Annotated in this window: 27 protein-coding genes; 23 read left to right on the top strand and 4 right to left on the bottom strand. The window is 48.5% G+C overall.

Going from position 1 to position 21,402, the window contains the following annotated elements; all coding sequences use genetic code 11:
• Positions 1 to 243: 243 nt before the first annotated feature.
• Positions 244 to 813 (top strand): RNA polymerase sigma factor, encoded by a 570-nt coding sequence (locus tag EL268_RS17845; protein WP_106652909.1) that lies wholly within the window; start codon positions 244 to 246, stop codon positions 811 to 813.
• Complete coding sequence (locus EL268_RS17840) at positions 794 to 2,482, top strand: DUF4179 domain-containing protein (protein ID WP_106652910.1); 1,689 nt, start codon at positions 794 to 796, stop codon at positions 2,480 to 2,482. Before EL268_RS17845 ends, EL268_RS17840 begins: the two co-directional genes overlap by 20 nt.
• Positions 2,483 to 2,534: 52 nt before the next feature.
• On the opposite strand, the gene EL268_RS17835 is transcribed toward EL268_RS17840, so the two are convergent.
• Genes EL268_RS17835 through comA form a run of 3 tightly spaced genes read right to left on the bottom strand, consistent with a single transcriptional unit; the run spans position 2,535 to position 4,561 of the window.
• A complete protein-coding gene (locus EL268_RS17835; RefSeq protein ID WP_047068835.1) occupies positions 2,535 to 2,996 on the bottom strand; it encodes a DUF441 domain-containing protein in 462 nt (153 codons plus the stop codon).
• A 36-nt stretch (positions 2,997 to 3,032) separates the two neighbouring features.
• Positions 3,033 to 3,749 (bottom strand): 2-phosphosulfolactate phosphatase, encoded by a 717-nt coding sequence (locus tag EL268_RS17830; RefSeq protein ID WP_106652911.1) that lies wholly within the window; start codon positions 3,747 to 3,749, stop codon positions 3,033 to 3,035.
• Positions 3,740 to 4,561 carry a phosphosulfolactate synthase gene (comA, locus tag EL268_RS17825; protein WP_106652912.1) on the bottom strand — a complete coding sequence of 274 codons (822 nt, stop codon included), beginning with the start codon at positions 4,559 to 4,561 and terminating at the stop codon, positions 3,740 to 3,742. Before comA ends, EL268_RS17830 begins: the two co-directional genes overlap by 10 nt.
• 149 nt (positions 4,562 to 4,710) lie before the next feature.
• Here comA and EL268_RS17820 point away from each other — a divergent pair, with 149 nt between their 5' ends.
• The 21 genes from EL268_RS17820 (at position 4,711) to EL268_RS17720 (ending at position 19,575) form a co-directional block, all read left to right on the top strand.
• Positions 4,711 to 4,974, top strand: a complete 264-nt coding sequence (locus EL268_RS17820; protein ID WP_007725730.1) for a YqhV family protein — start codon at positions 4,711 to 4,713, stop codon at positions 4,972 to 4,974.
• Positions 4,975 to 5,053: 79 nt separating this feature from the next.
• Positions 5,054 to 5,539: a CD1247 N-terminal domain-containing protein gene (locus EL268_RS17815; RefSeq protein ID WP_106652913.1), complete on the top strand. Its 486-nt coding sequence runs from the start codon at positions 5,054 to 5,056 to the stop codon at positions 5,537 to 5,539.
• Positions 5,540 to 5,677: 138 nt separating this feature from the next.
• Positions 5,678 to 6,640: a stage III sporulation protein AA gene (gene spoIIIAA / locus EL268_RS17810; protein WP_106652914.1), complete on the top strand. Its 963-nt coding sequence runs from the start codon at positions 5,678 to 5,680 to the stop codon at positions 6,638 to 6,640.
• Positions 6,628 to 7,146 (top strand): stage III sporulation protein SpoIIIAB, encoded by a 519-nt coding sequence (gene spoIIIAB, locus EL268_RS17805; RefSeq protein WP_012686020.1) that lies wholly within the window; start codon positions 6,628 to 6,630, stop codon positions 7,144 to 7,146. The genes spoIIIAA and spoIIIAB overlap by 13 nt, the downstream gene beginning before the upstream one ends.
• 16 nt (positions 7,147 to 7,162) lie before the next feature.
• Complete coding sequence (gene spoIIIAC, locus EL268_RS17800; RefSeq protein WP_007725726.1) at positions 7,163 to 7,366, top strand: stage III sporulation protein AC; 204 nt, start codon at positions 7,163 to 7,165, stop codon at positions 7,364 to 7,366.
• Positions 7,367 to 7,379: 13 nt separating this feature from the next.
• On the top strand, positions 7,380 to 7,769 hold the full coding sequence (gene spoIIIAD, locus EL268_RS17795; protein WP_016739903.1) for a stage III sporulation protein AD: 390 nt from the start codon (positions 7,380 to 7,382) through the stop codon (positions 7,767 to 7,769).
• 16 nt (positions 7,770 to 7,785) lie between these two features.
• The gene (gene spoIIIAE, locus EL268_RS17790) at positions 7,786 to 8,982 is read left to right on the top strand and encodes a stage III sporulation protein AE (protein ID WP_106652915.1); all 1,197 of its coding nucleotides are present in this window, start codon (positions 7,786 to 7,788) and stop codon (positions 8,980 to 8,982) included.
• An 8-nt stretch (positions 8,983 to 8,990) separates the two neighbouring features.
• Entirely contained in the window at positions 8,991 to 9,668 is a 678-nt protein-coding gene (gene spoIIIAF, locus EL268_RS17785) for a stage III sporulation protein AF (RefSeq protein WP_106652916.1), read from the top strand.
• 31 nt (positions 9,669 to 9,699) lie between these two features.
• Positions 9,700 to 10,395: a stage III sporulation protein AG gene (spoIIIAG, locus tag EL268_RS17780; protein WP_106652917.1), complete on the top strand. Its 696-nt coding sequence runs from the start codon at positions 9,700 to 9,702 to the stop codon at positions 10,393 to 10,395.
• A 13-nt stretch (positions 10,396 to 10,408) separates the two neighbouring features.
• Positions 10,409 to 11,083 carry a SpoIIIAH-like family protein gene (locus EL268_RS17775; protein ID WP_106652918.1) on the top strand — a complete coding sequence of 225 codons (675 nt, stop codon included), beginning with the start codon at positions 10,409 to 10,411 and terminating at the stop codon, positions 11,081 to 11,083.
• Positions 11,084 to 11,290: 207 nt separating this feature from the next.
• On the top strand, positions 11,291 to 11,788 hold the full coding sequence (gene accB / locus EL268_RS17770; RefSeq protein WP_106653151.1) for an acetyl-CoA carboxylase biotin carboxyl carrier protein: 498 nt from the start codon (positions 11,291 to 11,293) through the stop codon (positions 11,786 to 11,788).
• 16 nt (positions 11,789 to 11,804) lie between these two features.
• Complete coding sequence (accC, locus tag EL268_RS17765; protein WP_106652919.1) at positions 11,805 to 13,160, top strand: acetyl-CoA carboxylase biotin carboxylase subunit; 1,356 nt, start codon at positions 11,805 to 11,807, stop codon at positions 13,158 to 13,160.
• A 69-nt stretch (positions 13,161 to 13,229) separates the two neighbouring features.
• Positions 13,230 to 13,646 carry an Asp23/Gls24 family envelope stress response protein gene (locus EL268_RS17760; RefSeq protein ID WP_106652920.1) on the top strand — a complete coding sequence of 139 codons (417 nt, stop codon included), beginning with the start codon at positions 13,230 to 13,232 and terminating at the stop codon, positions 13,644 to 13,646.
• Positions 13,647 to 13,798: 152 nt separating this feature from the next.
• Positions 13,799 to 14,356: an alkaline shock response membrane anchor protein AmaP gene (gene amaP / locus EL268_RS17755; RefSeq protein WP_106652921.1), complete on the top strand. Its 558-nt coding sequence runs from the start codon at positions 13,799 to 13,801 to the stop codon at positions 14,354 to 14,356.
• Between the two features lie 12 nt (positions 14,357 to 14,368).
• On the top strand, positions 14,369 to 14,581 hold the full coding sequence (locus EL268_RS17750; RefSeq protein ID WP_106652922.1) for a DUF2273 domain-containing protein: 213 nt from the start codon (positions 14,369 to 14,371) through the stop codon (positions 14,579 to 14,581).
• A 47-nt stretch (positions 14,582 to 14,628) separates the two neighbouring features.
• Positions 14,629 to 15,033: a transcription antitermination factor NusB gene (gene nusB, locus EL268_RS17745; RefSeq protein ID WP_088907127.1), complete on the top strand. Its 405-nt coding sequence runs from the start codon at positions 14,629 to 14,631 to the stop codon at positions 15,031 to 15,033.
• A gap of 18 nt (positions 15,034 to 15,051) precedes the next feature.
• Positions 15,052 to 16,014 carry a tRNA (adenosine(37)-N6)-threonylcarbamoyltransferase complex transferase subunit TsaD gene (locus EL268_RS17740; protein WP_106652924.1) on the top strand — a complete coding sequence of 321 codons (963 nt, stop codon included), beginning with the start codon at positions 15,052 to 15,054 and terminating at the stop codon, positions 16,012 to 16,014.
• A gap of 88 nt (positions 16,015 to 16,102) precedes the next feature.
• Positions 16,103 to 16,957, top strand: a complete 855-nt coding sequence (gene folD / locus EL268_RS17735; RefSeq protein ID WP_106652925.1) for a bifunctional methylenetetrahydrofolate dehydrogenase/methenyltetrahydrofolate cyclohydrolase FolD — start codon at positions 16,103 to 16,105, stop codon at positions 16,955 to 16,957.
• 113 nt (positions 16,958 to 17,070) lie between these two features.
• Entirely contained in the window at positions 17,071 to 18,453 is a 1,383-nt protein-coding gene (gene xseA / locus EL268_RS17730) for an exodeoxyribonuclease VII large subunit (protein WP_106652926.1), read from the top strand.
• Positions 18,422 to 18,676: an exodeoxyribonuclease VII small subunit gene (xseB, locus tag EL268_RS17725; protein ID WP_048032540.1), complete on the top strand. Its 255-nt coding sequence runs from the start codon at positions 18,422 to 18,424 to the stop codon at positions 18,674 to 18,676. Before xseA ends, xseB begins: the two co-directional genes overlap by 32 nt.
• The gene (locus tag EL268_RS17720; protein WP_106652927.1) at positions 18,673 to 19,575 is read left to right on the top strand and encodes a polyprenyl synthetase family protein; all 903 of its coding nucleotides are present in this window, start codon (positions 18,673 to 18,675) and stop codon (positions 19,573 to 19,575) included. Before xseB ends, EL268_RS17720 begins: the two co-directional genes overlap by 4 nt.
• A 53-nt stretch (positions 19,576 to 19,628) precedes the next feature.
• Here the strand turns inward: EL268_RS17720 and EL268_RS17715 are convergent, their stop codons facing one another.
• Positions 19,629 to 21,323 (bottom strand): M3 family oligoendopeptidase, encoded by a 1,695-nt coding sequence (locus EL268_RS17715; protein WP_106652928.1) that lies wholly within the window; start codon positions 21,321 to 21,323, stop codon positions 19,629 to 19,631.
• Positions 21,324 to 21,402: the final 79 nt, after the last annotated feature.

The raw sequence follows: 21,402 nt of genomic DNA, 5'->3' as shown, positions 1-21,402 counted from the left end.
CCGTAGGGTGGCTTTGGCTCGACGGTCCCCTTTTTTAAGTGGAGACGGACAGTGAATCCCCCTTGCGGGCGTGTCAGAGTCGAAGAGACCTGTGCTTTTTCTTCTCCTCCACTATGTTAACTCAAACTTTTTTAAAAAATGTAATCATTTTTGGAAAGAAAATACAAAACAATCCGTTAATCCATATGAACCTGCCAAAACGAACGCTGCGCAGCGAACTTTTTTGAAATGGGAGGATTTCCTTTGCAGGATGATTGGTTGCTCATACAACAGGTACAAACAGGGCATCGGGATGCCTACGCGCACCTGGTCGACAAGTACAAAGATCGATTATACAGCTATCTTTATCGAATGACGGGGCAGCAACAGGATGCCCAAGACCTGACACAAGAGGCATTCATTAAAGCGTACTGTCAATTGGATAAGTATAAGCCGACCGATGCTTTTTTGGCCTGGCTGTATCGGATTGCGTCCAACTTGTGTATAGACGCGTGGCGCAAGAATAAGCACTACGCCAAAACACCTTTGGAAGAGACAAGGCTGATAGAATCCGATACACCCGAAAAAGCTTATTTGGAAAAAGAAAAGCAAGATACCTTGCAGCAGCAAATCATGGCGTTGGGTGAAGAATACCGCGTTGTGTTTTTGCTGAAATACTTGGAACAGATGAGCTACAAAGAGATTAGCGAAATTTTGCATGTTCCGGTCACAACTGTACAAATGCGTATCCATCACGCCAAGAAAAAGCTCCGGGCTAGTATCGCGCAAGAAATGTCAGGAGGTGCTGCTATCTATGAATTGCTCCAAAACTGAAGAGTTGCGCAAGTATTTGGCTGATGAGCTATCAGCAGGTGAATCTAGACTGCTGGAACGACATGTCGAAGACTGCCTGCTCTGTCAGCGGCAGATGATGGAGGAAGAGGATAGCGGCGAGGAGTTTCCGAGCCTGCACGTTCCAAGCGCGTTGCCCACAGATTTTACTGCCCAGGTGATGACGGCATTAGAGCAAGTGAAATTGCCGAAGCCAAAACCAAACTGGAAAAAAAGGAGTGTAAACATTTTGAAGAAAACTGCATTAGCCGTAGCGAGTGTCACGGCAATCATTACGTTTGGGTCCATGGTATCTCCAACTTTTGCGAGCTACGTAAACAGTGTCATACAATCCATACAAGGCATCGACCAAGGAATGAAGCAGGCAGCAGAGAAGGGTTATGTCCAGGAAATCAATAAAAAGGTGACGGATCAAGGGATTACACTGGTTGTCAAAGAAGTGGTTGCAGACCCAGCGCGGATGGCGATTATCGCCAATATCGTGGATCAAAATGGCAAGCGTATCCCGTTTGATCCGGAAAAAGACGCATTTTCGCTTACTTACAAAACCAAGTCAGGTGAAGACCTAAATCCTGGGGGTGGGGGCTATTCCTACGGTCAAGAAGGAGAATATCTTGTCGTCAGCCATGATATTTTCCGATTCTTGAAAGATAGCAAGTCATTACCAGATGAGATGATCGTCGGTGTCGAAGCAAGCATGTTGAATGGGAAAGAAGGTAGCTGGAAGGTAGAGTTTCCGGTTGATATGAAAAAGGCAAGGGCAGTGGCGAACTATACAGAGATCGGACAAAAATACACGACAAATGGTATTGAGATCGTTCTGCAAAACATGATGACGGTACCGAGCACGAGTATGATGGAAATGGAAATTAACTGGACAAAAGAAAGAGAAGAACAAATCCAAAAATGGAAAGAGCAAAACGGCTGGATTGTAAAAGAGCCAAAAACAGGTGTATTCACAGAAGCGGAGAGAATGGAGAGGTATTTTATCGACATGGGAGTCGCGTTCCAAATATTCGATGAAAAAGGGAACGTGGTAGCAGGATGGGACGATGCGTTGCATGAAGAACTTAACCAAATTCGAAAGAACAACGTAAAGCACTCGTACCGCGGAAAAGTGCATGATGACGGTAAAGGAGTTACGAAATGGAATGGGATAACTCCACTAATAAAGGATCAATCGTACAAATTAAAAATGCACTCCCTGTACCTGTATGAGCCATCGAAATTTAAGGCAACCATCCCGGTGGATACCTTGTTAAAGGATAAAGTGACCGTGACGGACAGTGACAGCACCTATACCTTGACAGGCTTTACCTTAAAAACAACGGAGGAAGAAGAAATAATCGGGAATGAGACCTATTTTGGAAAGGGTGCACTGATCTCGTTCTCGGCCATTCTTCCAGAAGGGATTGTTGACACGAGCGAATGGTCAGCACAGGATGAGTCTAAACAAAAATACAATGTCTCCCGCAACGGAACTTATAAGCGAGGTAAGGATGGGCGCGTGCACGTAGAAGGAACATTCTTCATCCGCGACCTTGAAAAACAGCCGAAAGAATTAAAGCTGTCACACGCTATCCAACAGCGCCAATACCAAGACCTCAACTGGGAAGTTCCATTTGAGACGTCCAATAACGCCAAACGCTAAAACAGCAAAGACAAATCCCCCTCCTGCATGTAACAGAGGGGGATTTCGTTTTTTATTTGCTACCAAACCATTCCCACAGCTTCAACACAAACGCTGTAATGCCAGCAGCCATCAAAGGACCAACGGGAATCCCGCGAAAAAACACAATCCCAATAATCGAGCCAATGACGAGTCCGACAATCATATGTGGCTCAGAGCGCAGCAAATCGAGTCCTTTTCCATTCATCCAGGTGGCAATGGCGCCACCAGCCAGTGCGGTTAAGCCGACGACCGTAGTGAAAAGAGGCGTGACGTCTTTCCATGATATTTTCTCGCTGGCGAATGGAACCAGTACGGAAATGGTCAAAAAGAGCAGGCCGAGCTCCAAACCGCGACGTTCTACCGTTGGGAAAAAACGCTCCAGTGCCGTTAACTTTAACACCAACAATATGCTCGCGGCAGTGGCAATAATAGGCGAGCGCCCAATAAGACCGATAACGATCAGGATGACGAGCATCACTTCTCCAGACATCATTGGCATCATAACCCCTGTCCCTGTTCTCTTTTTACATTATGAGACAAGGTGTGGGAGTATGCGTTTCTCCTTGATATAAGGAACGATTTGATACTGATCCACTTGAGCGCAGTAACGTATATCGCTTGCGAGATGATGCTGGATCAGCCTTTTTCCTGTTGTTGTGTGGGGTAGCAGTTCGTTCAGCTTTCCTGCGTAGTAAAGGTAGCTCGCTTTTAGAACTTCACCCAGATCACAAATTTGGATGGTCGGTAACGATTGTTGTGCCTGCGCGATCATCAAGCCGGCAGCCAGACCGTCCTCCAGAGCGAATTCCGACCGGGTACCTGCACAGTACAGTGTAATATCGAGATGAAACGAAAGAGCGTGCCGCACGCATGCAGTGGCATTCAAGAAGCAGCCAATCAAGAGAGCAGAGGCACGTTCTGCTTTTTGGATCGCGCGAGTCCCGTTCGTCGTGGTGAGAATAAGCTGGCTCCCCGTTTTCCCCAGAGAAGCGATTTCGGTTGGCGAGTTGTTGCAGTCGAATTCGGGGATTTTCTTACAGTGGCGCTCACCCGCCAAAATACAGTCGTTGGCGCGCAGGGAGTTCGCTTGCCCAATGGTTTCGACCGGGATGACGCTACGAAAACCATTGCCTAATGCGGTGACAATCGTACTGGAGGCACGAAGCACATCAATGACGATGACAACATGATTGTTGATCTGTTCAAAACGAATTTCTTCCACGGTCGGCACCACTTCTATTCGCACGGAAAACACCTCCCACTATCTATGATCAGGGCTGTATCGCCGCGCAATCCTCGCCGTAGCGTCTCTACAGAGAATACATCCGTATAGGCTATATTTCCGAGATTAACGTCGCTGCCAATGGCTTTGATGAAGCAAACCTGTTGATCTTTTTGTGGGGCTTCCCAGATCAGTCGGGAGGCTTTTTCCTTGGCGGCATTGACGATGTCTCGGACAAAGGAATCGTCAATCTTGCCGTCACCGTCGCATACGCCGACAGTACCACTCTCTCTCGCTTCCACAATAACGTGACTGGCACCATTGTGCAGGTCAAAGCTAAGCGTCTCCAGCAATTCCTCTCGACATGCGCGATAGTCGGCCGCTTTTTTCCCGACCTCAGTGTAGACCACCAGATCATTGTCTAACGCGTAATTAATGGCTTCCTGACGCTGTGCGAAGGATAAAGGGAACGTTCCATCGGATATTTCTACCGCAGTAAAACCGAGCGAGCGAATCAGCTTCATATAATCTGCAATCGTATTGTGACGAATAGCGATTTCAAAAAAAGTTCCTCCTGGCATGATGTGTACGCCATGTTGTTTTGCGAGGGTCAGTTTTTGGTTGAGTATTTCGAGGGGATACAGAGCGATGGTGCCAAAACCGAGTTTGTATAGATCGATATAGGGAGCAGCCAACGCTAACAAGTCGGAATAAGCGGTAAGTCCAAGGCCTTTGTCAATGACCATGGTTAAGCCCTTCACACGGGGCTTCTCTCGTATTTGCCCGGACGGGTTTGCCCAGCTGTCAGGCAAAAACGATTGATCACACTCTATCATCGGCAAGTTCCTCATTTCTTCTAGGCGTATGGTTCAGTGTATGCCCAGTGGAGGAGAGGAGTGAGGGCAAAAGCCTATAGAGGTGATGGAAAAAGTGCTGAAATGATGTGGTACAGGCATAGAGTGAAAGGAGGGGAGGACGAGACGGTATGTTGGAAAAAGCAATTATGGGTATGGCGGCACTTAGGGTCTTCTCAGGCAGTATCGAGATCATTGCAGCTTTGCTCATTTTGAAAGTGAACCAGGTCGAAAAAGCTCTGCTCATTAATTCAGGTCTTGCAATCGTCGGGCCAATCATCTTGATCACCACTACGACAATCGGTTTATTAGGCATGTCGGATCGGGTTAGCTTTGCCAAAATTGCTTGGATTTTGGTGGGGATCTCCTGCATCTTGATTGGCGTCCGCAAATGATTATCCATTTCCTTCCATTTGTAAATGTCATCACGATGGGGAACGATATGTGGGAGAGATTGGATGGGAGGGAATGTGGATGCCAGAATCATTGGCGAATCGAATCGCATACTTGCAAGGGTTGGCAGATGGGTTGGAAGTGGGTGAGAAGAGCTCCGAAGGAAAAATGTTGGTAGAGATGATTGAGATTCTAAATGAGGTGCAGGGTCAGCTAAGAGAGCTTCATGCGCGAGTGGAAGAGGCAGAGGATTATGTAGAGGCCTTGGATGAAGACTTAGAGGACATTGAGCTCTACCTTTTTGAAGATGATGATGACTTGTACGAAACGGTTGTCGATTGTGAGGACGAGGACGATGAAGACGAGTACGCGACTTTCTACGATTTGGATGATGATGAAGACGCACAAATGTTTGAAGGACAAGTAGATCCCCATCTCGATACGACCTACGAGTTCGCATGCCCTAGCTGCCAAAAAGAAATCTATCTGTATGAGGGCAAAGATGAGGAAGGTTTTAGACACTATGTAATAGAGCCGGTGGATCACAAGAAAACGGATAATCGATGATCCCAACAGGAAAAGCTTGCACTCGCGTTCTAGCACGAGAGCAAGCTATTTTTTTTGCATAAATCTCGTCCATCTCTGCATAGGATGGAGGTAAGTCAAAGTGGACAAAGACAGAATGCTGCAAAAGGAGGGTACCTGATGAATGAGATCTTGGCGATTTTGCCAGCAACTTTACGCACGATTTTGACGGCCCTTCCTATCGCGGTAAGAGAGAATTTGGAAGAGATTCGGCTTCGGCAAAACCAGCCGCTAGAAGTCCGGTTTGGCCAACAATCTAGCTATGTGACACTGTCGGGGCAAATCACCTCGATACCCGCGCAAGGATGGCTGTTTTCAGCAGAAGAGGCTGCAAGGCTCTTAAATCAGGTTAGCCAGCATTCTCTCTATGCCTTGGAAGAAGAGTTGAAAAGGGGTTACATCACGGTGGTTGGCGGTCATCGCATTGGCATTGCTGGGAAAGTGGTGCTGGACAAAGGAGAAGTGAAGGGAATCAGAGATGTGACCAGCTTCAACATCCGGATTGCCCGCGAGAAAAAAGGCGCGGCCAGGAAGGTCATGCCGTATTTGTTTGAGGATGGCAAATTGCTGAACACGCTGCTCATCTCCCCACCCCAGTGCGGGAAGACAACCTTGCTACGTGATATGGCACGAACCATCAGCTACGGGAGCGAGTGGTCTTCAAGTCGCAAGGTAGGAATTGTGGACGAGCGTTCTGAGCTGGCGGGATGCTTGCAAGGAGTTCCTCAACGCGACGTCGGTCCACGAACGGATGTGCTTGATGCTTGCCCAAAAGCTGCAGGGATGATGATGCTGATTCGTTCCATGTCTCCTGATGTTCTGATTGTGGACGAGGTGGGGAGAGCGGAGGATGGCGACGCAGTCTGGGAAGCGATTCATGCAGGCGTAGCCGTCATTTGCTCGGCTCATGGAGCGAGCGTCAAGGAAGTAGCCGAACGCCCCATGCTGGGCAAGCTGATTCGCTATGGAGCCTTTTCCCGCTATATCGTACTCAGCCGTGCAAAAGGTGTCGGAACAATCCAGGCCATCTATGATCAAAGCATGAACCTGGTGGAAAGGGAGAAGGTTGCATGGTCAAGCTGATGGGAGCCGTACTCATCCTGTTTTCGGCGTCGATGGTTGGTTGGCAGATCGGCAAATATTACGCGAATCGTCCCGTTCAGCTTCGGGCTCTGCTCGTTGCTCTGCAAATGCTCGAAACGGAAATCGTGTTCGGGATGACCCCATTACAGCGGGCGTTTGTGAAGGTCGGTCATCGCGTCTCCGAAGAGGTAGGGAAAGTATTTCTTCTGGCCGCTGAATTCCTGCAGACAGAAAAGGCGCATTCGGCTGAGGAAGCCTTGCAACAAGCAATGAATAGACTCTGGACTCAAACCGCCTTGCGCAGACAAGAACGAGAGGTGCTTGAGAGTCTAGGTCAGGTACTCGGATCATCCGATCGGGAAGACCAGCAAAAGCATTTGCGCCTAGCTGTCACCCACCTGCGAGGGCTGGAAGAGGAGGCTCGGGCAGAACAGGAAAAGTACGAAAAAATGTACAAGAGTTTGGGCTTTTTAGGTGGACTCTTGGTCGTCATCCTGATGTTCTAAAGGCGAGGTGTTCACAGTGGATTTTGATTTGACACCTGTTTTCCAGATAGGAGCAGTAGGGTTCATTACAGCCATCCTGCATACGGTCCTGAAGCAGGCGGGCAAGGAAGATATAGCGCATTGGGCAACTCTGGTCGGATTCATCATTGTCCTGTACATGGTGTCCCATTACATCGGTGACTTGTTCTCCGAGGTAAAACGCGTCTTCCTGTTCAACTGAGGAGGGGCTCCAGATGGAGATTGTACAAATTGTCGGACTAGGACTGGTGGCTACGATTCTCGCGCTAGTCATTAAGGAACAGAAGCCGATGTTCGCCTTTTTGCTGGCGATCGCGAGCGGAGTCATCATCTTTTACTTTCTCGTCGGAAAAATAGCAGATGTCATTCGGATTTTGGAAAGATTGGCGGTTCAAGCAGATCTGAACCTTGTGTTTCTGGAAACGATTCTAAAAATCATCGGAATTGCCTACATCGCTGAATTCGGTGCACAGATGACCCGAGATGCTGGACAAGGTGCGATTGCTTCGAAAATCGAGCTCGCTGGAAAAGTCCTCATACTGGTTATGGCTGTACCGATCATCCAAATCATTATCGAAACAGTGATCGACTTGTTGCCGGCATAAGGGAGGTGGGATGTCCATGGCACACACTTGCAAGCTGATTCTGTTCTGGTTCCTGCTCCTTGTCTTGTTTCCGGTATCTGTGTCTGCTGCTGTGACACCCGCTGTTGCACCTGCAGCCGGACCGATCAATCAAATCGTGCAACAACAGGTCGATCACTTGCAGCTAGACCGAGTCGATCAGTATTGGCAACAGTTGCAGCGAGACTATAAAGGGTACTTGCCCGATTTGAAATCGGAAGGCTTTATCCAAATCCTCATGCAGGAAGGTGACTTCAGTATTTCAGGAGTCCTGCAAGGAATAGGAAAATTCATCTTTCATGAGATTTTGATGAATGGCAAGCTGCTCAGCTCCATCATTATCATTACGGTCTTTGCGATGATTCTCGAAACGATGCAGAACGCTTTTGAACGCAATGCGGTATCGACAGTGGCTTACTCGATTACTTATCTCGTCTTGATGGTACTTGCGATCAACAGCTTTCACGTCGCCATTACCTATGCCAAAGACGCAATCGCGAACATGTCTGATTTCATGCTGGCCATGATCCCGCTCGTTATCGCGCTGCTTGCTTCGGTAGGAAATCTGGCATCGGCCACAATGTTTCACCCGCTGATTATTTTCATGATCAACACCAGCGGCATGATAATCTCTTACGTCGTGTTCCCGCTTCTGTTTCTCTCAGCGATGCTCTCTATCGTCAGCCTGTTTTCAGAGAGGTACAAAGTCACTCAGTTAGCGACCTTGCTACGCAATATTGCAATGGGTGTCCTTGGGTCATTTCTGACGATCTTTCTCGCCATCATCTCCATACAAGGAGCGACTTCAGCCGTTGCGGACGGGGTCACTCTCCGAACAGCGAAATACATCACGGGCAATTTCATCCCGATAGTTGGTCGTGTGTTCTCCGATGCGGCAGATACCGTACTCAATGCCTCGCTACTGGTCAAAAATGCCGTTGGCTTGGCGGGAGTTTTGATCCTGATCATGCTATGCGCGTTTCCGGCTTTGAAGATACTGGTACTGGCACTCATCTATAATCTGTCATCTGCCGTACTCCAACCGCTTGGAAACAGCCCAATCATCAGTGCGTTAGGTACGATTGGGAAAAGTCTTATGTTCGTCTTCGCTGCCTTGGCGACGGTTGGCTTGATGTTCTTTCTGGCGATTACGATCATTATTGCAGCGGGCAACATCTCCATGATGGTTCGGTAGGTGATGAGATGACGTGGTTAACACTGTGGTTGAAAAAAATTATCCTGCTCGTCCTTTTGGCTGCCTTCCTCGATCTGATCCTGCCCAATACGACACTGCAACGCTACGTAAAAATGGTGATGGGCTTGATTCTTTTGCTGACGATTATTTCTCCTGTGTTTAGTCTGTTCAGCCTCTCGCAGGAAGATTTGGCCTTTCGTCTGGATCGCTACCAACAAGAGCTGAACAAGCCTGCTTCGGCAGAGTGGAAACGCATCACTGACAAGCTGCTCGGTCAACAAAACCAACAGATGACCGCTTACGTCCAGTCACAGGTAGCGTCCTCAGTAAAAGCCAGTGTCAAAGAGCAGTACGGCGTAACTGTCGAAGATGTCACGATTACCGTCAATCAGCAAAATCCGGAAAAGCCAACCCTTGAGCGAATCGAGATGGTAGTCGGTGACACGAACAAGGAAGAGCAAAAAGGGCAGAGCACGATTGAACCGATTAAACCTATCCAGCCTGTTGAGATTACGATTGGCGAACCAATTGAAATACAACCTGATCCCAAATCAGATATGGCAGCAACAGCTCATCATGACAATCCACTTTACGCGCAAATCACAAACGATGTCGCCAAAGAGTGGGGGCTTTCGAAGAGTCAGGTTGTCATCACGGACGAATCGAAAGAAAGAGAAAAACAGTAGCGGATACCGTTAGTGAAGTGAGGTGAAAACAATGAACCAATTATGGGAAAAGCTGAAAACGCTGTTCATGAAGCAACAAGGCGAGACGATGCAGGAAGAAAAGAAAATCGCAGTGGGGAGCAAGGGCAAAAACCAAAAACTAAAGCCGCTGCATTATTTCATCGTCATATTGGGAATTGGCGTAGCCATTATGATTTTGACGGATTTCCTCAGAGTGGAAAAAGATCAGCCACTCAGATTTGGAGATATAGGGAGTGAGGCGCCAGGTCCCCCTGGAGGCGATGCAACTTCCCAGGTGCTGGGGGGATCACCGACTACCGATGTCATTGCCGAATACGAAAACATTTACGAGACGCAGCTACGCGATATTCTCGCTTCTGTTGTCGGCGTAGGCGAAGTGGAGGTCATGGTCAATCTGGAATCAACACCAGAGCTCGTTGTGGAAAAAAACCGCAACATTCGTTCCTCAACCAATCAGGAAATGGACAAAGAAAAGGCAACCCGCAATCAAAATGACCAGTCACGAGATGAGCAGGTCGTCATCGTACAAGGTGGGAAGCAAGATGCACCCGTCATCGTGAAGACACTGAAGCCGCAAGTCCGCGGGGTCCTGGTAGTCGCTAAAGGGGCCGATAACATCCAGGTTAAAGCGTGGATCACTGAAGCCGTTCAAAAGGTTTTGGATGTTCCCGCTTATAAAATATCCATATTGCCCAAAAAAGGGTAGGAGGTAATGGCGAATGATTCTGCGAAAGCAAACGGTATGGTTGTTGACAATGCTTGCTGTCATGGTTGTGCTCTCCGGATATTACTTGGTGAAGGGGCCGCAAGAACAGGTCCCAACATCAGGACAAGAGCAAGCCGTCCAGAAACAAGAACAAATTTCCGGTGTGGTTGTTGAATCCAAGCAAGTAGATCACGCACCACAAGCAACTCCTGTCGATCAAGCTCCAAAGGAAACTCCGGTAGACGGTAAAAGTGGTACGCAGGAAGCCAAAACTCCTGCTGCGCCGGAAGCGAAACCAGCAGCAACGAACACGGTTGTCCCAGTTGCAGAAACGGCGAGTGAAATCTTCCAAGGATACAAAATGAAACGCGAAGCCATGCTGCAGCAACAAAAAGACGAACAGCTTGCGATCGTAAACAGCACGGATTCCTCTCCACAGGCAGTAGCAGAAGCGATGGCCAAGTTTGAAGAATTGTCCAATATGGAAAGTGCTACGATGACTGCAGAAGAAATGCTCAAGGCGAGTGGCTACCAGGATGCGGTAGTTACCGTCAAAAATGACAAGGCGACAGTCATTGTACAAAAAGATAAATTAAGCGCAAATGAAGTAGTAGAGATCATCGCAAGTGTGAAGCAACACTTGAATCTCCCAGCCACTAACATTATCGTTGAATACAAGTCTTCCTAAGAAACTAGGTTGTGCCCCCCGTTATAAGGGACAAGGGAAACGGGCATGATGGTAAGGATTTTCTCGCTTCTGTTGGAAAAGAAGCGGGGAAATCCTTTCTTGACGTGGTATAGGCAACAGGCTACCATGGATTTATGGTTTGCCAAAAGGATACATAATGGACTCCACGAACCTCTATTGAAAGAAAAGAAGGAGTGCTTGTTCGTAATGAAAATGCATGAAATCCGCGAAATCATTAAGTTAATTGATCAATCATCCATTCAAGAATTTAACTTGGAAACAGAAGGTGCCAAGGTGTCTCTGAAAAAATCCAATGGTACGGAAACGATTGTCGTCACGCAACCAGCGGTTCAAGCTCCTGTTGCAGCACCAGTAGCACATATCCCGGCTCAGCCAGTTGCCGCAGCAGCGCCAGTCGCAGCAGAAGCTCCGAAAGCAGCTGTACAAGCATCGGATGAAGCAAATCTCCACAAGATTGTATCTCCAATGGTAGGGACTTTCTATAGCGCACCAGAACCAGGCAAGCCGCCTTACGTACAAGCTGGTGACAAAGTAACTGCGAGCAAAGTCGTTTGCATCGTGGAAGCCATGAAACTCTTTAACGAAATCGAAGCAGAAGTAAGCGGCGAGATCGTGAAAGTGCTCGTAGAAGACGGCCAATTGGTTGAGTATGGCCAAGCATTGTTTTTGGTGAAGCCAGAATAAGGTGGGGGAGAGCGGAATGTTTCAAAAAGTATTGATTGCCAATCGCGGGGAGATTGCCGTGCGTATTATCCGGGCATGCCGCGAGTTGGGCATTCGTACGGTCGCCGTCTACTCCGAAGCGGATCGTGAAGCGCTTCATGTGAAGCTGGCCGACGAAGCCTACTGTATTGGTCCAAAGGCATCCAAGGAAAGCTATTTGAATATAGCAAACATCATGAGTGTAGCGACCAAGGTAGGGGCAGACGCCATCCATCCTGGTTATGGCTTCTTGGCGGAAAACGCCGACTTTGCCGAGATTTGTACCGCCTGCAACATTGCCTTTATCGGTCCAGACCCAGAAGCAATTGTGAAGATGGGGGACAAGTCCACAGCGAAGGATACGATGAAAACGGCAGGTGTACCTACTGTACCAGGTACGGAAGGCTTGATCGAAGATGTGGCTGACGCTGTAGTCACCGCAAACGAGATTGGCTATCCTGTCATGGTCAAAGCGACAGCGGGTGGCGGCGGACGCGGAATGCGCGTAGCCGTAGACGACGCAGATTTGGAAAAAGCAATCCGTCAGGCGCAAAACGAGGCAAAAACGGCTTTTGGCAATCCAGGGGTTTACTTGGAGAAGTTCGTGGAAGGCCCACGCCATGTGGAAATTCAAATCATGGCAGACAAGCATGGCAATGCCGTATACCTGGGTGAGCGCGACTGCTCCATCCAACGTCGTCACCAAAAGCTGATCGAGGAAGCGCCATCTCCAGCATTGAGTGAAGAGCTGCGCCGACAAATGGGTGAAGCTGCGGTTGCGGCGGCAAAGGCCGTTTCCTATCACGGTGCGGGCACTGTCGAGTTTTTGCTGGACAAACACGGACAATTCTACTTCATGGAAATGAATACACGTATTCAGGTAGAGCACCCTGTAACCGAGCTGGTGACTGGCTTTGACCTGATCAAGGAGCAGCTGACCGTAGCGGCAGGTCAACCATTGTCCTTTACGCAAGAGGATATCCAACTGGACGGCTGGGCTATTGAATGCCGCATTAATGCTGAGAATCCTGCGAAAAACTTTATGCCTTCGCCAGGTCGTATCACGGAATATTTGGCGCCAGGCGGCTTTGGTGTGCGCGTAGACAGTGCAGCGTATGCGGGATATTCCATTCCGCCCTACTACGACTCTATGATCGCCAAGCTGATTGTGTGGGGCAAGGATCGTAACGAAGCGATTGACCGTATGAAGCGTGCCTTGAGCGAATTCGTCATAGAGGGTATTACGACAACGATTCCATTCCATTTGAAGGTATTGGAGCACGAAGTATTTGTCAGCGGGAATTTCGATACGAAATTCTTGGAAACCTACGACTTGAACCTGGATGAAGAGTAAGTAGGGCTGATTTGTAAAAATACGGTGTGCTTGGTATAATGAATTACAAATTAAAGGGAGGTGCGAAGCATGGAAGAGTTTACTCCAGATTTAGATAGAACAGAGCTTGGTAAGGTCCAGATCGCTCCCGAAGTGTTGGAAGTGATCGCCGGCATGGCTGCGTCCGAAGTAGAAGGTGTGGCGCAAATGAGCGGCGGTTTCGTAGGAGAAATAGCTGAACGTTTAGGCCGTAAAAATATAGCACGTGGTGTGCGTGTAGAGGTTGGCTCCCGCGAAGCAGCGGTGGATGTTTCGATCATTGTTAAATACGGACATCGCATCCCGGAAGTCGCTCGAAATATTCAAGATAGTGTACGCAATGCGATTGAGAGCATGACAGGTCTTTCAGTAGTTGAAGTAAACGTACATATCGTTGATGTTGAGTTGAAAGCAGAAGAAAAAGCGCCGGCACCAGTACCGGTCGAAGAACACCAGCGCGTGCGCTAACAAGCAGCGGATGGATGCCCCCTACGAACAGGGGGCATTTTCCTCATTTGAAAACCTGATTTTGTTTAGGCTTTCCGCGTAAATTCATGGAGTTTTCTGGAGCGTGCCGTGTTTGTCTCCTTTTTCAAACATGGCTGAAAGGAGAGGTGCTTGTGAACTTGTTTGACCGCTTTATCTTGACGATTTACAGCTTTGCGCTCATTGTTTTGTCCTGCATCGCGATAGCAGCGACCAGCGGATTGATCCCGCAAGACTTTTTCCGTCCATACGTGGATCAGGTGCTGGCGGGTACGAACATCACCTATCTCATTGTCGCGATCATTTTCCTCGTAGTTAGCCTTCGCTTCTTTTTCAGTTCTTTCCGCTCTAACAAGCCTAAAGTAGAACGGGGAATCCGTCAGCGCAGTGATTTGGGTGAGGTCAACATTACGATTCAGACGATCCAGACCATTGCTGAGCGTGCAGCGCGCCGTGTTAAAGGAGTGCGCGATATGAAAACGACAGTCAAAGCACTCGAGAGCGGCAATATTATCACCCTGCGTGTTTCAGTAGATGGAGAGACGCCATTGCCTGAACTGACACAGAAGCTACAGGCTGACGTGAAGGAGCAAGTCGAAGGGATTGCTGGTGTTGTCATTTCTGAGGTAGCCATTGTCGTGACGGAAGTAGCTCAGCAGGAAAACTACGCGGCTCGTAAACGGGTGGAATAGAAGGTGAAGTAAATGGTGCGGGAGTTAATGTGGGAACACAAGGGGAAGCTAATGGGGGTTTTGGCCGGACTTTTTTTAGGCATCATCTACCTTCTCGTGGGATTTTGGGATACACTGGTTTTTGTTGTGTTTGTCGGGACCGGGTATTATATTGGTCGCAAGCTCGATCATAAAGAAGACTTGCGTGAAATTCTCGACAAGATTTTGCCAGGCAAGTTTCGGTGATAGAAGGAAAGTCCGAGCTCATTTTAATTAGTAGGTGAATGAATGGTATGAAACGAAGAACAGCACGAGAAAAAGTAGTCCAATGTCTTTTCCAAATCGATATGGCAGAGGTTCCGCTAACGGATGCGGTTGCCCTCGTCATGGAAGAATCCGAGGAAAATGCACAGTATTTGCGTTATCTCCTCGATGGTGTATTGAAGAACTTGACTGAGATTGATTCAGAAATCAAGAAGTATCTGCGTGGATGGCAATTGGAACGCATCGCCAATGTAGATCGAGCTATTCTTCGTCTGGCGTTTTACGAGATCATGTTCGAGCAAGACACTCCTGACAAAGTCGTGATGAACGAAGCGATTGAAATCGCGAAGCTCTTTAGCGACGAGCAGTCCCACCGATACATTAACGGTGTGTTGTCGAGCTTCTTGCAATCACGTGAAACCAAGCAGGCGTAACAGGTAGGAGATACAAGCATGAGTAAGGTAATGTTGGGAATCGACACGAGCAATTACCGGACATCACTGTGCTTGGCTGAGGAAGACGGCCGAATTGTCGCAGAAGCAAAACGCCTTCTGAAAGTAAAGGAGGGCAAGCGCGGACTGCAACAATCCGAAGCCGTCTTTCAGCATGTGATGAACCTGCCGGAATTAAGTGAAGAGATGAAGTGGAAGGATTACGAGATTGCAGCGATTTGCGTGAGCGAGAAGCCGCGTCCGCAAGACGGATCTTATATGCCTGTATTTAAGGTAGGCGAGGGCTTGGCGAAATCGTTGGCGACTTATTTGCGGGTTCCCCTGCACTTGACGACTCATCAAGAGGGACATATCGCGGCGGGGGAATATACCGCTGAGGTGCGTCCGACAGAGGATCGCTTTTTGGCTGTGCATTTGTCTGGCGGCACCAGCGAGTTGTTGTTGTGCGAGCGTCATACAGCCGGTTATGCCATTGAGAAAATCGGTGGGACGATCGATCTGCACGCAGGTCAACTGGTCGATCGGATTGGTGTGGCACTCGGACTGTCCTTTCCTGCCGGTCCCGCGTTGGAACAGTTAGCCAAGGACTCAACAGGCGGGTTTCGGATTTCTTCAGCGGTTGACGGGCTTTCCTTTAGTTTTTCTGGTCCAGAAGCATCGCTTTTGCGGGAAGTGGAGAAGGGTAGTACGAGCCCTGCTGAGATTGCGCGGGCGACAGAGCAATGCATTGCCAATACACTAGAGAAGTCATTGCGCCATGCAGTAGAGCAAGGCTACCCGAAGGACATCTTGATTGTTGGAGGAGTAGCTGCTAATTATTACATACGCGAGCGGCTGATCAAACGCCTGGAACACCCTGCTGTGAAGGCGAAGCTGTACTTCTGTGACCCCGTTTACTCCGGTGATAATGCCTATGGAGTCGCTATGTTGGGGTGGATGAAGCAAAAGACGAACATTAAATAAATGCGAACTTTTTATAATTCGGCTTTACAGCTGAGGGGGAAATCGGTACACTTAACGTATCGACGTTGATAAAGGAGGCATTTTCTCCATGGCTGCAACCATTCTTCAGGGAAAAGAAGTAGCACAGAGTATTCGGGCCGAATTGGCGAACGAAGTAGCTGAATTGAAAAAGCAAGGGATCGTACCGGGGTTGACTGTTGTCATTGTGGGGGACGACCCAGCTTCTCACTCCTATGTACGTGGGAAAGCAAAAGGCTGCGAGGAAGTCGGTATTTCATCCGAGATTATTAGGAAGGACGCTGACATCACAGAGGAAGAGTTGTTGGTTATCATTCAACAGTTGAACGAAAATCCGAACGTTAATGGGATTTTGGTTCAGCTTCCTCTTCCTGCTCATATTTCAGAGCATGCGGTAATTGAAGCCATAGCACCTGAAAAAGATGTGGACGGTTTCCATCCGATTAGTGTAGGAAACATGGTATTGGGAAATGATACGATGCTTCCTTGCACGCCGCACGGGGTTATTGAATTGATCAAGCGCACAGGCACCCCAATGGCAGGCAAACATGCCGTGGTGATCGGACGAAGCAACATCGTTGGTAAGCCGGTCTCATTGCTACTGCAACAGGAAAATGCTACGGTAACCATGTGTCATTCTCGCACGCAAAATCTCGAGGAATACACCCAAAAGGCAGACATCCTCGTCGTTGCAACCGGTAGGGCTCATATGATCGGCAAGGAGCATGTCAAACCGGGCGCTGTCGTCATTGACGTTGGTGTGAATCGCATCGAAACGGGTAAGCTGGTTGGAGATGTCAAGTTCGACGAAGTCAAAGAAGTGGCTAGCTTTTTAACACCTGTTCCAGGCGGTGTTGGCCCGATGACGATTACGATGCTGCTGAAAAATACCGTTGCGGCAGCAAAAAAGCAAGCAAAACAATAGAAGGAAAATCGGCAACTTATTATAGAATGGATAAGGCATAAGCTTTATCCATTCTTTTGCATAGTCCTTGTTACATGCACGGCTAAGCCAAGTTTTTGTAAAGGAGGGGCCGCATGGCATTACAAGATATCTTATCTGTCAGTGATCTCAATCGTTATATTAAGCTGGTGCTGGAAAAGGAACCCCACCTGCAAGATATATGGGTGAGAGGGGAAATCTCCAATTTTACCCACCATTCCAGCGGTCATATGTATTTCACGCTAAAGGACAAGCAGTCACGTATCAAAGTCGTCATGTTTGCGAGCCATAACCGCTTCCTGCGTTTCTTGCCAAAAGATGGGGCAAAAGCAATTGTACGCGGGTCTATTTCTGCATACGAACGGGATGGCGCATATCAGTTGTACGCAAAAGAAATGCAGCCAGATGGTCTCGGCTCGCTTTATTTAGCATTTGAGCAGCTGAAAGAAAAATTGGCTCAAGAAGGGTTGTTCGCAGCAGAGAGGAAGCGAATGCTCCCGCGTTTTCCCAAACGTGTCGGTGTCGTTACTTCTCCGACAGGAGCGGCCATTCGAGATATTTGCACGACGATTCGCAGGCGATATCCGCAGGCAGAGATTGTACTTTCACCAGCAGTTGTCCAAGGTGCGGATGCACCTGCATCGATTGTCTCCGCAATTCGGATCATGAACGATCAGCCTGACATTGATGTTCTCATCGTTGGGCGCGGTGGTGGTTCCATTGAGGAGCTGTGGGCGTTTAATGATGAAAACGTAGCGAGGGCAATTGCTGCATCACTCATCCCTGTCATCTCCGCTGTAGGACACGAGACGGATGTGACGATCGCCGATTTCGTAGCAGATGTCCGGGCAGCTACGCCGACAGCAGCTGCTGAATTGGCTGTACCGCATTATTTGGAATGGGTCGAGAGAGTGCGGCAGCTCGAAATACGGATGCATCGAGCAGTGCGTGGTACCATGACAGAGCAGAGAAACCGTTTGACACGCTTGAGCAATTCGTATGCGATGCGCCAGCCGGAGCGGAGGCTCGAGGAAGCCGCAGAACGATTGGATCGGGCACATTTGCGGATGCGACAATCGATGAAGCATTTGCTGGAAAGAAGACGCGAACGCTATGCGAGATTAGACGAACAGATCAAGCGCTATCGCCTCGCTGATCAAATCGGGGATAAAAGAAAAAATCTGTCTAAACTCCGCGCCACCTTGGACGAACGGATGCTGGGGCGTCTCAACCAAAAAAGAATGGCATTCGCAGCTCGTGTAGCTACGTTGGAAGCACTGAGTCCGCTGAAGGTCATGCAGCGTGGATTCTCACTCGTATACACCAATGACAGACTCGTGAAATCGGTGGAACAGTTTGCCCCTGGTGACGAGATCATGGTACGATTAAGTGATGGCAGTGCGACTGCGCGTGTGGAAAAAGTGAACCGGGAGGAGGAGAAGCAGAGTGGCTCGCAAGAAAACAGAACAAGAGACTGATATGCAGTTCGAGGACGCGATGAAGCGTCTGGAAGAAGTCGTCAATCGACTCGAGGAAGGAGATATTCCCCTCGAAGAAGCGATTACGCTTTATCAGGAAGGAGTAACTCTTTCCAGAATTTGTGGCCAAAAGCTGGATGCAATCGAAGCGAAGATTACCCAGTTGGTGGAAGAAGACGGACAGGTAAAGCAGAAGGCTTTTCGCGTGGAAGGAGAATCATGATCGGCGTGCATACATTCGAGAGTTATTTGGTGGAGAAGACCGCCTTTATAGAACAAAGACTCCTGCCTGCCCTTGAGCAGCAAGGAGTTCCGGAAAACTTGTACGAATCCATGAAGTATTCGCTCATGGCAGGCGGAAAAAGGTTGCGTCCCATGCTGGTGTTGGCGGTCCTCGAAGCACTGGACAAGCCGATTGAACGGGGTGTGGCATTTGCGGCTGCCTTGGAAATGATACATACGTACTCCTTGATTCACGATGACCTCCCTGCGATGGACGACGATGATCTTCGTCGCGGAAAACCGACCAACCACAAAGTATTCGGTGAAGCAACAGCCATTCTCGCAGGAGATGCCTTGCTGACGAGAGCGTTCGCATACATTGCAGAAGCTTACATGGATCGCGCGGATGTTTCAGCGGCTACTACCGTGAAACTGATTGCGGAGCTGGGAAAACGCGCAGGAGCAACTGGCATGGTTGGCGGACAGATGGCTGATATCGAAGGGGAGAGCAAGCGCCTAAACCTCGATCAGCTCGAATTTATTCATCGTCACAAAACGGGTGATCTCTTGATCGCAGCCTTGCGCGGGGGAGGCTACCTCGCTGAAGCATCCGAAGGTCAAATGGAAGCATTGACACGCTATGGTGTTTGCATTGGTCTTGCTTTTCAAATTCAGGATGACATCTTGAATGTGGAAGGGGATGCCCAAGAGCTGGGGAAAGCAGTTGGCAGCGATGCGGATCGGGAAAAAGCGACGTACCCATCGCTTCTTGGTCTAGCCGAATCGAAGGCGCGTCTTGATGAATTGATTGCGGAGGCAAAAGCAGCGCTTGCAGATGCGGGAATCGAGAATTCAGCACTCAGCCCTTTGGCCGACTACGTGCGTGATCGCAATAAATAAGGGAAAGCTGGCAACCCATACGGGAAATGCCAGCTTTTTTGTGTAACTACCTATTACAAGCTTTTGTCGTCAATGCTATTTAAAAATTGTTCAATCTCGCCAATCACCGATGGTATACAGTCGTCCTCAAATGGAGAATACAGCTTCGCCACTTGTACCAGCTCGAGAAACGATTTACTGCCTCCCTCTTGGCAAAGCGTCAAATAATCCTCCCAAGCTTGCTTCGGCTCAGATTGAGATCGTTTCCAAAATTGGAACGCGCAAATCTGTGCAAGTGTGTAGTCGATGTAATAGAAGGGACTTTGGAAAATATGCGTTTGCTGCTGCCAGAACCCGCCCTCCTCAAGATACTCATTCTGTGCATAATTGCGATGCGGGAGGTACTTGCGCTCAATTTCACGCCAAGCGTGTTTACGCTCTGCCGGGGTCATATCTGGGTTCTCGTAGACAACATGCTGGAACTCATCCACAGAGACGCCGTACGGAATGAACTGGAGACCGCTGCTCAGATGAGAGAATTTGTATTTGTCGGTATCTTCCTTGAAAAAATGCTCCATCCATGGCCATGTCAAAAATTCCATGCTCATCGAATGTATTTCACATGCCTCATAGGTTGGAAAATGATATTCAGGAACCTCAAAATCCCGGCTTACATACACTTGAAACGCATGCCCTGCCTCGTGCGTAAGTACGTCAATATCATCAGAGGTACCGTTAAAATTGGCGAAAATAAAGGGGAGTCTGTAGTGGCTGATGTATTCACAGTAGCCGCCTGTAGCCTTTCCTTTTTTGCTCAATAGATCTAAACAGTCATTGTCTAGCATGAAGTTATAAAATTCGTCGGTTTCAGGTGACAACTCGGCATACATCTTTTTCCCGTTTTCCACAATCCATTCCGGAGAGCCTTTCGGGCTTGGATTCCCTGTAGCGAAATCAAAGGAAAGATCGTAATACTCTAGTGTATCGACACCAATGCGTTGGCGCTGACGTTCAACGAGCTTTGACGCTACTGGAACGATGTGCTCAAGCACTTGCCGGCGGAAACTGGCTACCATTTCTGCGTTGTAATCGGTACGATTCATACGTGCGTAGGCTAGCTCCACGAAGCTATTGAAGCCGAGTTTTTTGGCGATGCGTGTGCGTACCTTGACGAGAGTATCGTAAATGCGATCAAATTCGTCCGTATGTTGCCGCATATAATCATACTTCGCTTCATTAGCGCGTTTTCGTATGTCTCTATCTTTTGCAATTGTAAAAGGAACCATCTCCGAAAGGTTTCGCTCTTCTCCTTCAAACATGATTTTGGCAGAAGCTTTCAGTGCGACATATTGACTGGCCAAACGGTTTTCTTCCTGCAAATCAGTGATAACTTCCGGAGAAAATGTACGGAGTGTGCTCTCTGCGATGCGAAACAGCTGTGCTCCCCATTTTTCTTCCAATTCAGCGCGGAAGGGTGAATCGACGATCGCCTGATAATAGCGGGAAACGATGCCAGTATACAAAGGAGTTGCATCATCCCAATAGTCCTGCTCCGCTTTGTAGAAGGGATCTTCTGTATTGATTGTGTGGCGAATTTGTGCGACATTCCGCGCAGATTCCACTTCTTGTCGCAGTTTGTTCAATTGAGCCATGATCGTATCTTGCTCGGAGAAGCTTGAAGCATGTTGAAACGCTTCCAATAATTGCGCGAATTGTCCTTCAACTTTGTCCATATCCATGCGCTCATACTGAATTTGTGAGAACTTCACGGACGTCCACCTCTTTTGTTCGGATTATGTATTCCAAACCATCTTACCAGAAAATGCAAGATATCGCCTTCATATTCGT

It is taken from the genome of Brevibacillus brevis (assembly GCF_900637055.1).
In the GTDB taxonomy this organism is placed as follows: Bacteria; Bacillota; Bacilli; order Brevibacillales; family Brevibacillaceae; genus Brevibacillus; species Brevibacillus brevis.
The sequence above is the reverse complement of the archived record's forward strand: the minus strand, read 5'-3'. Positions and strand labels throughout refer to the sequence as shown.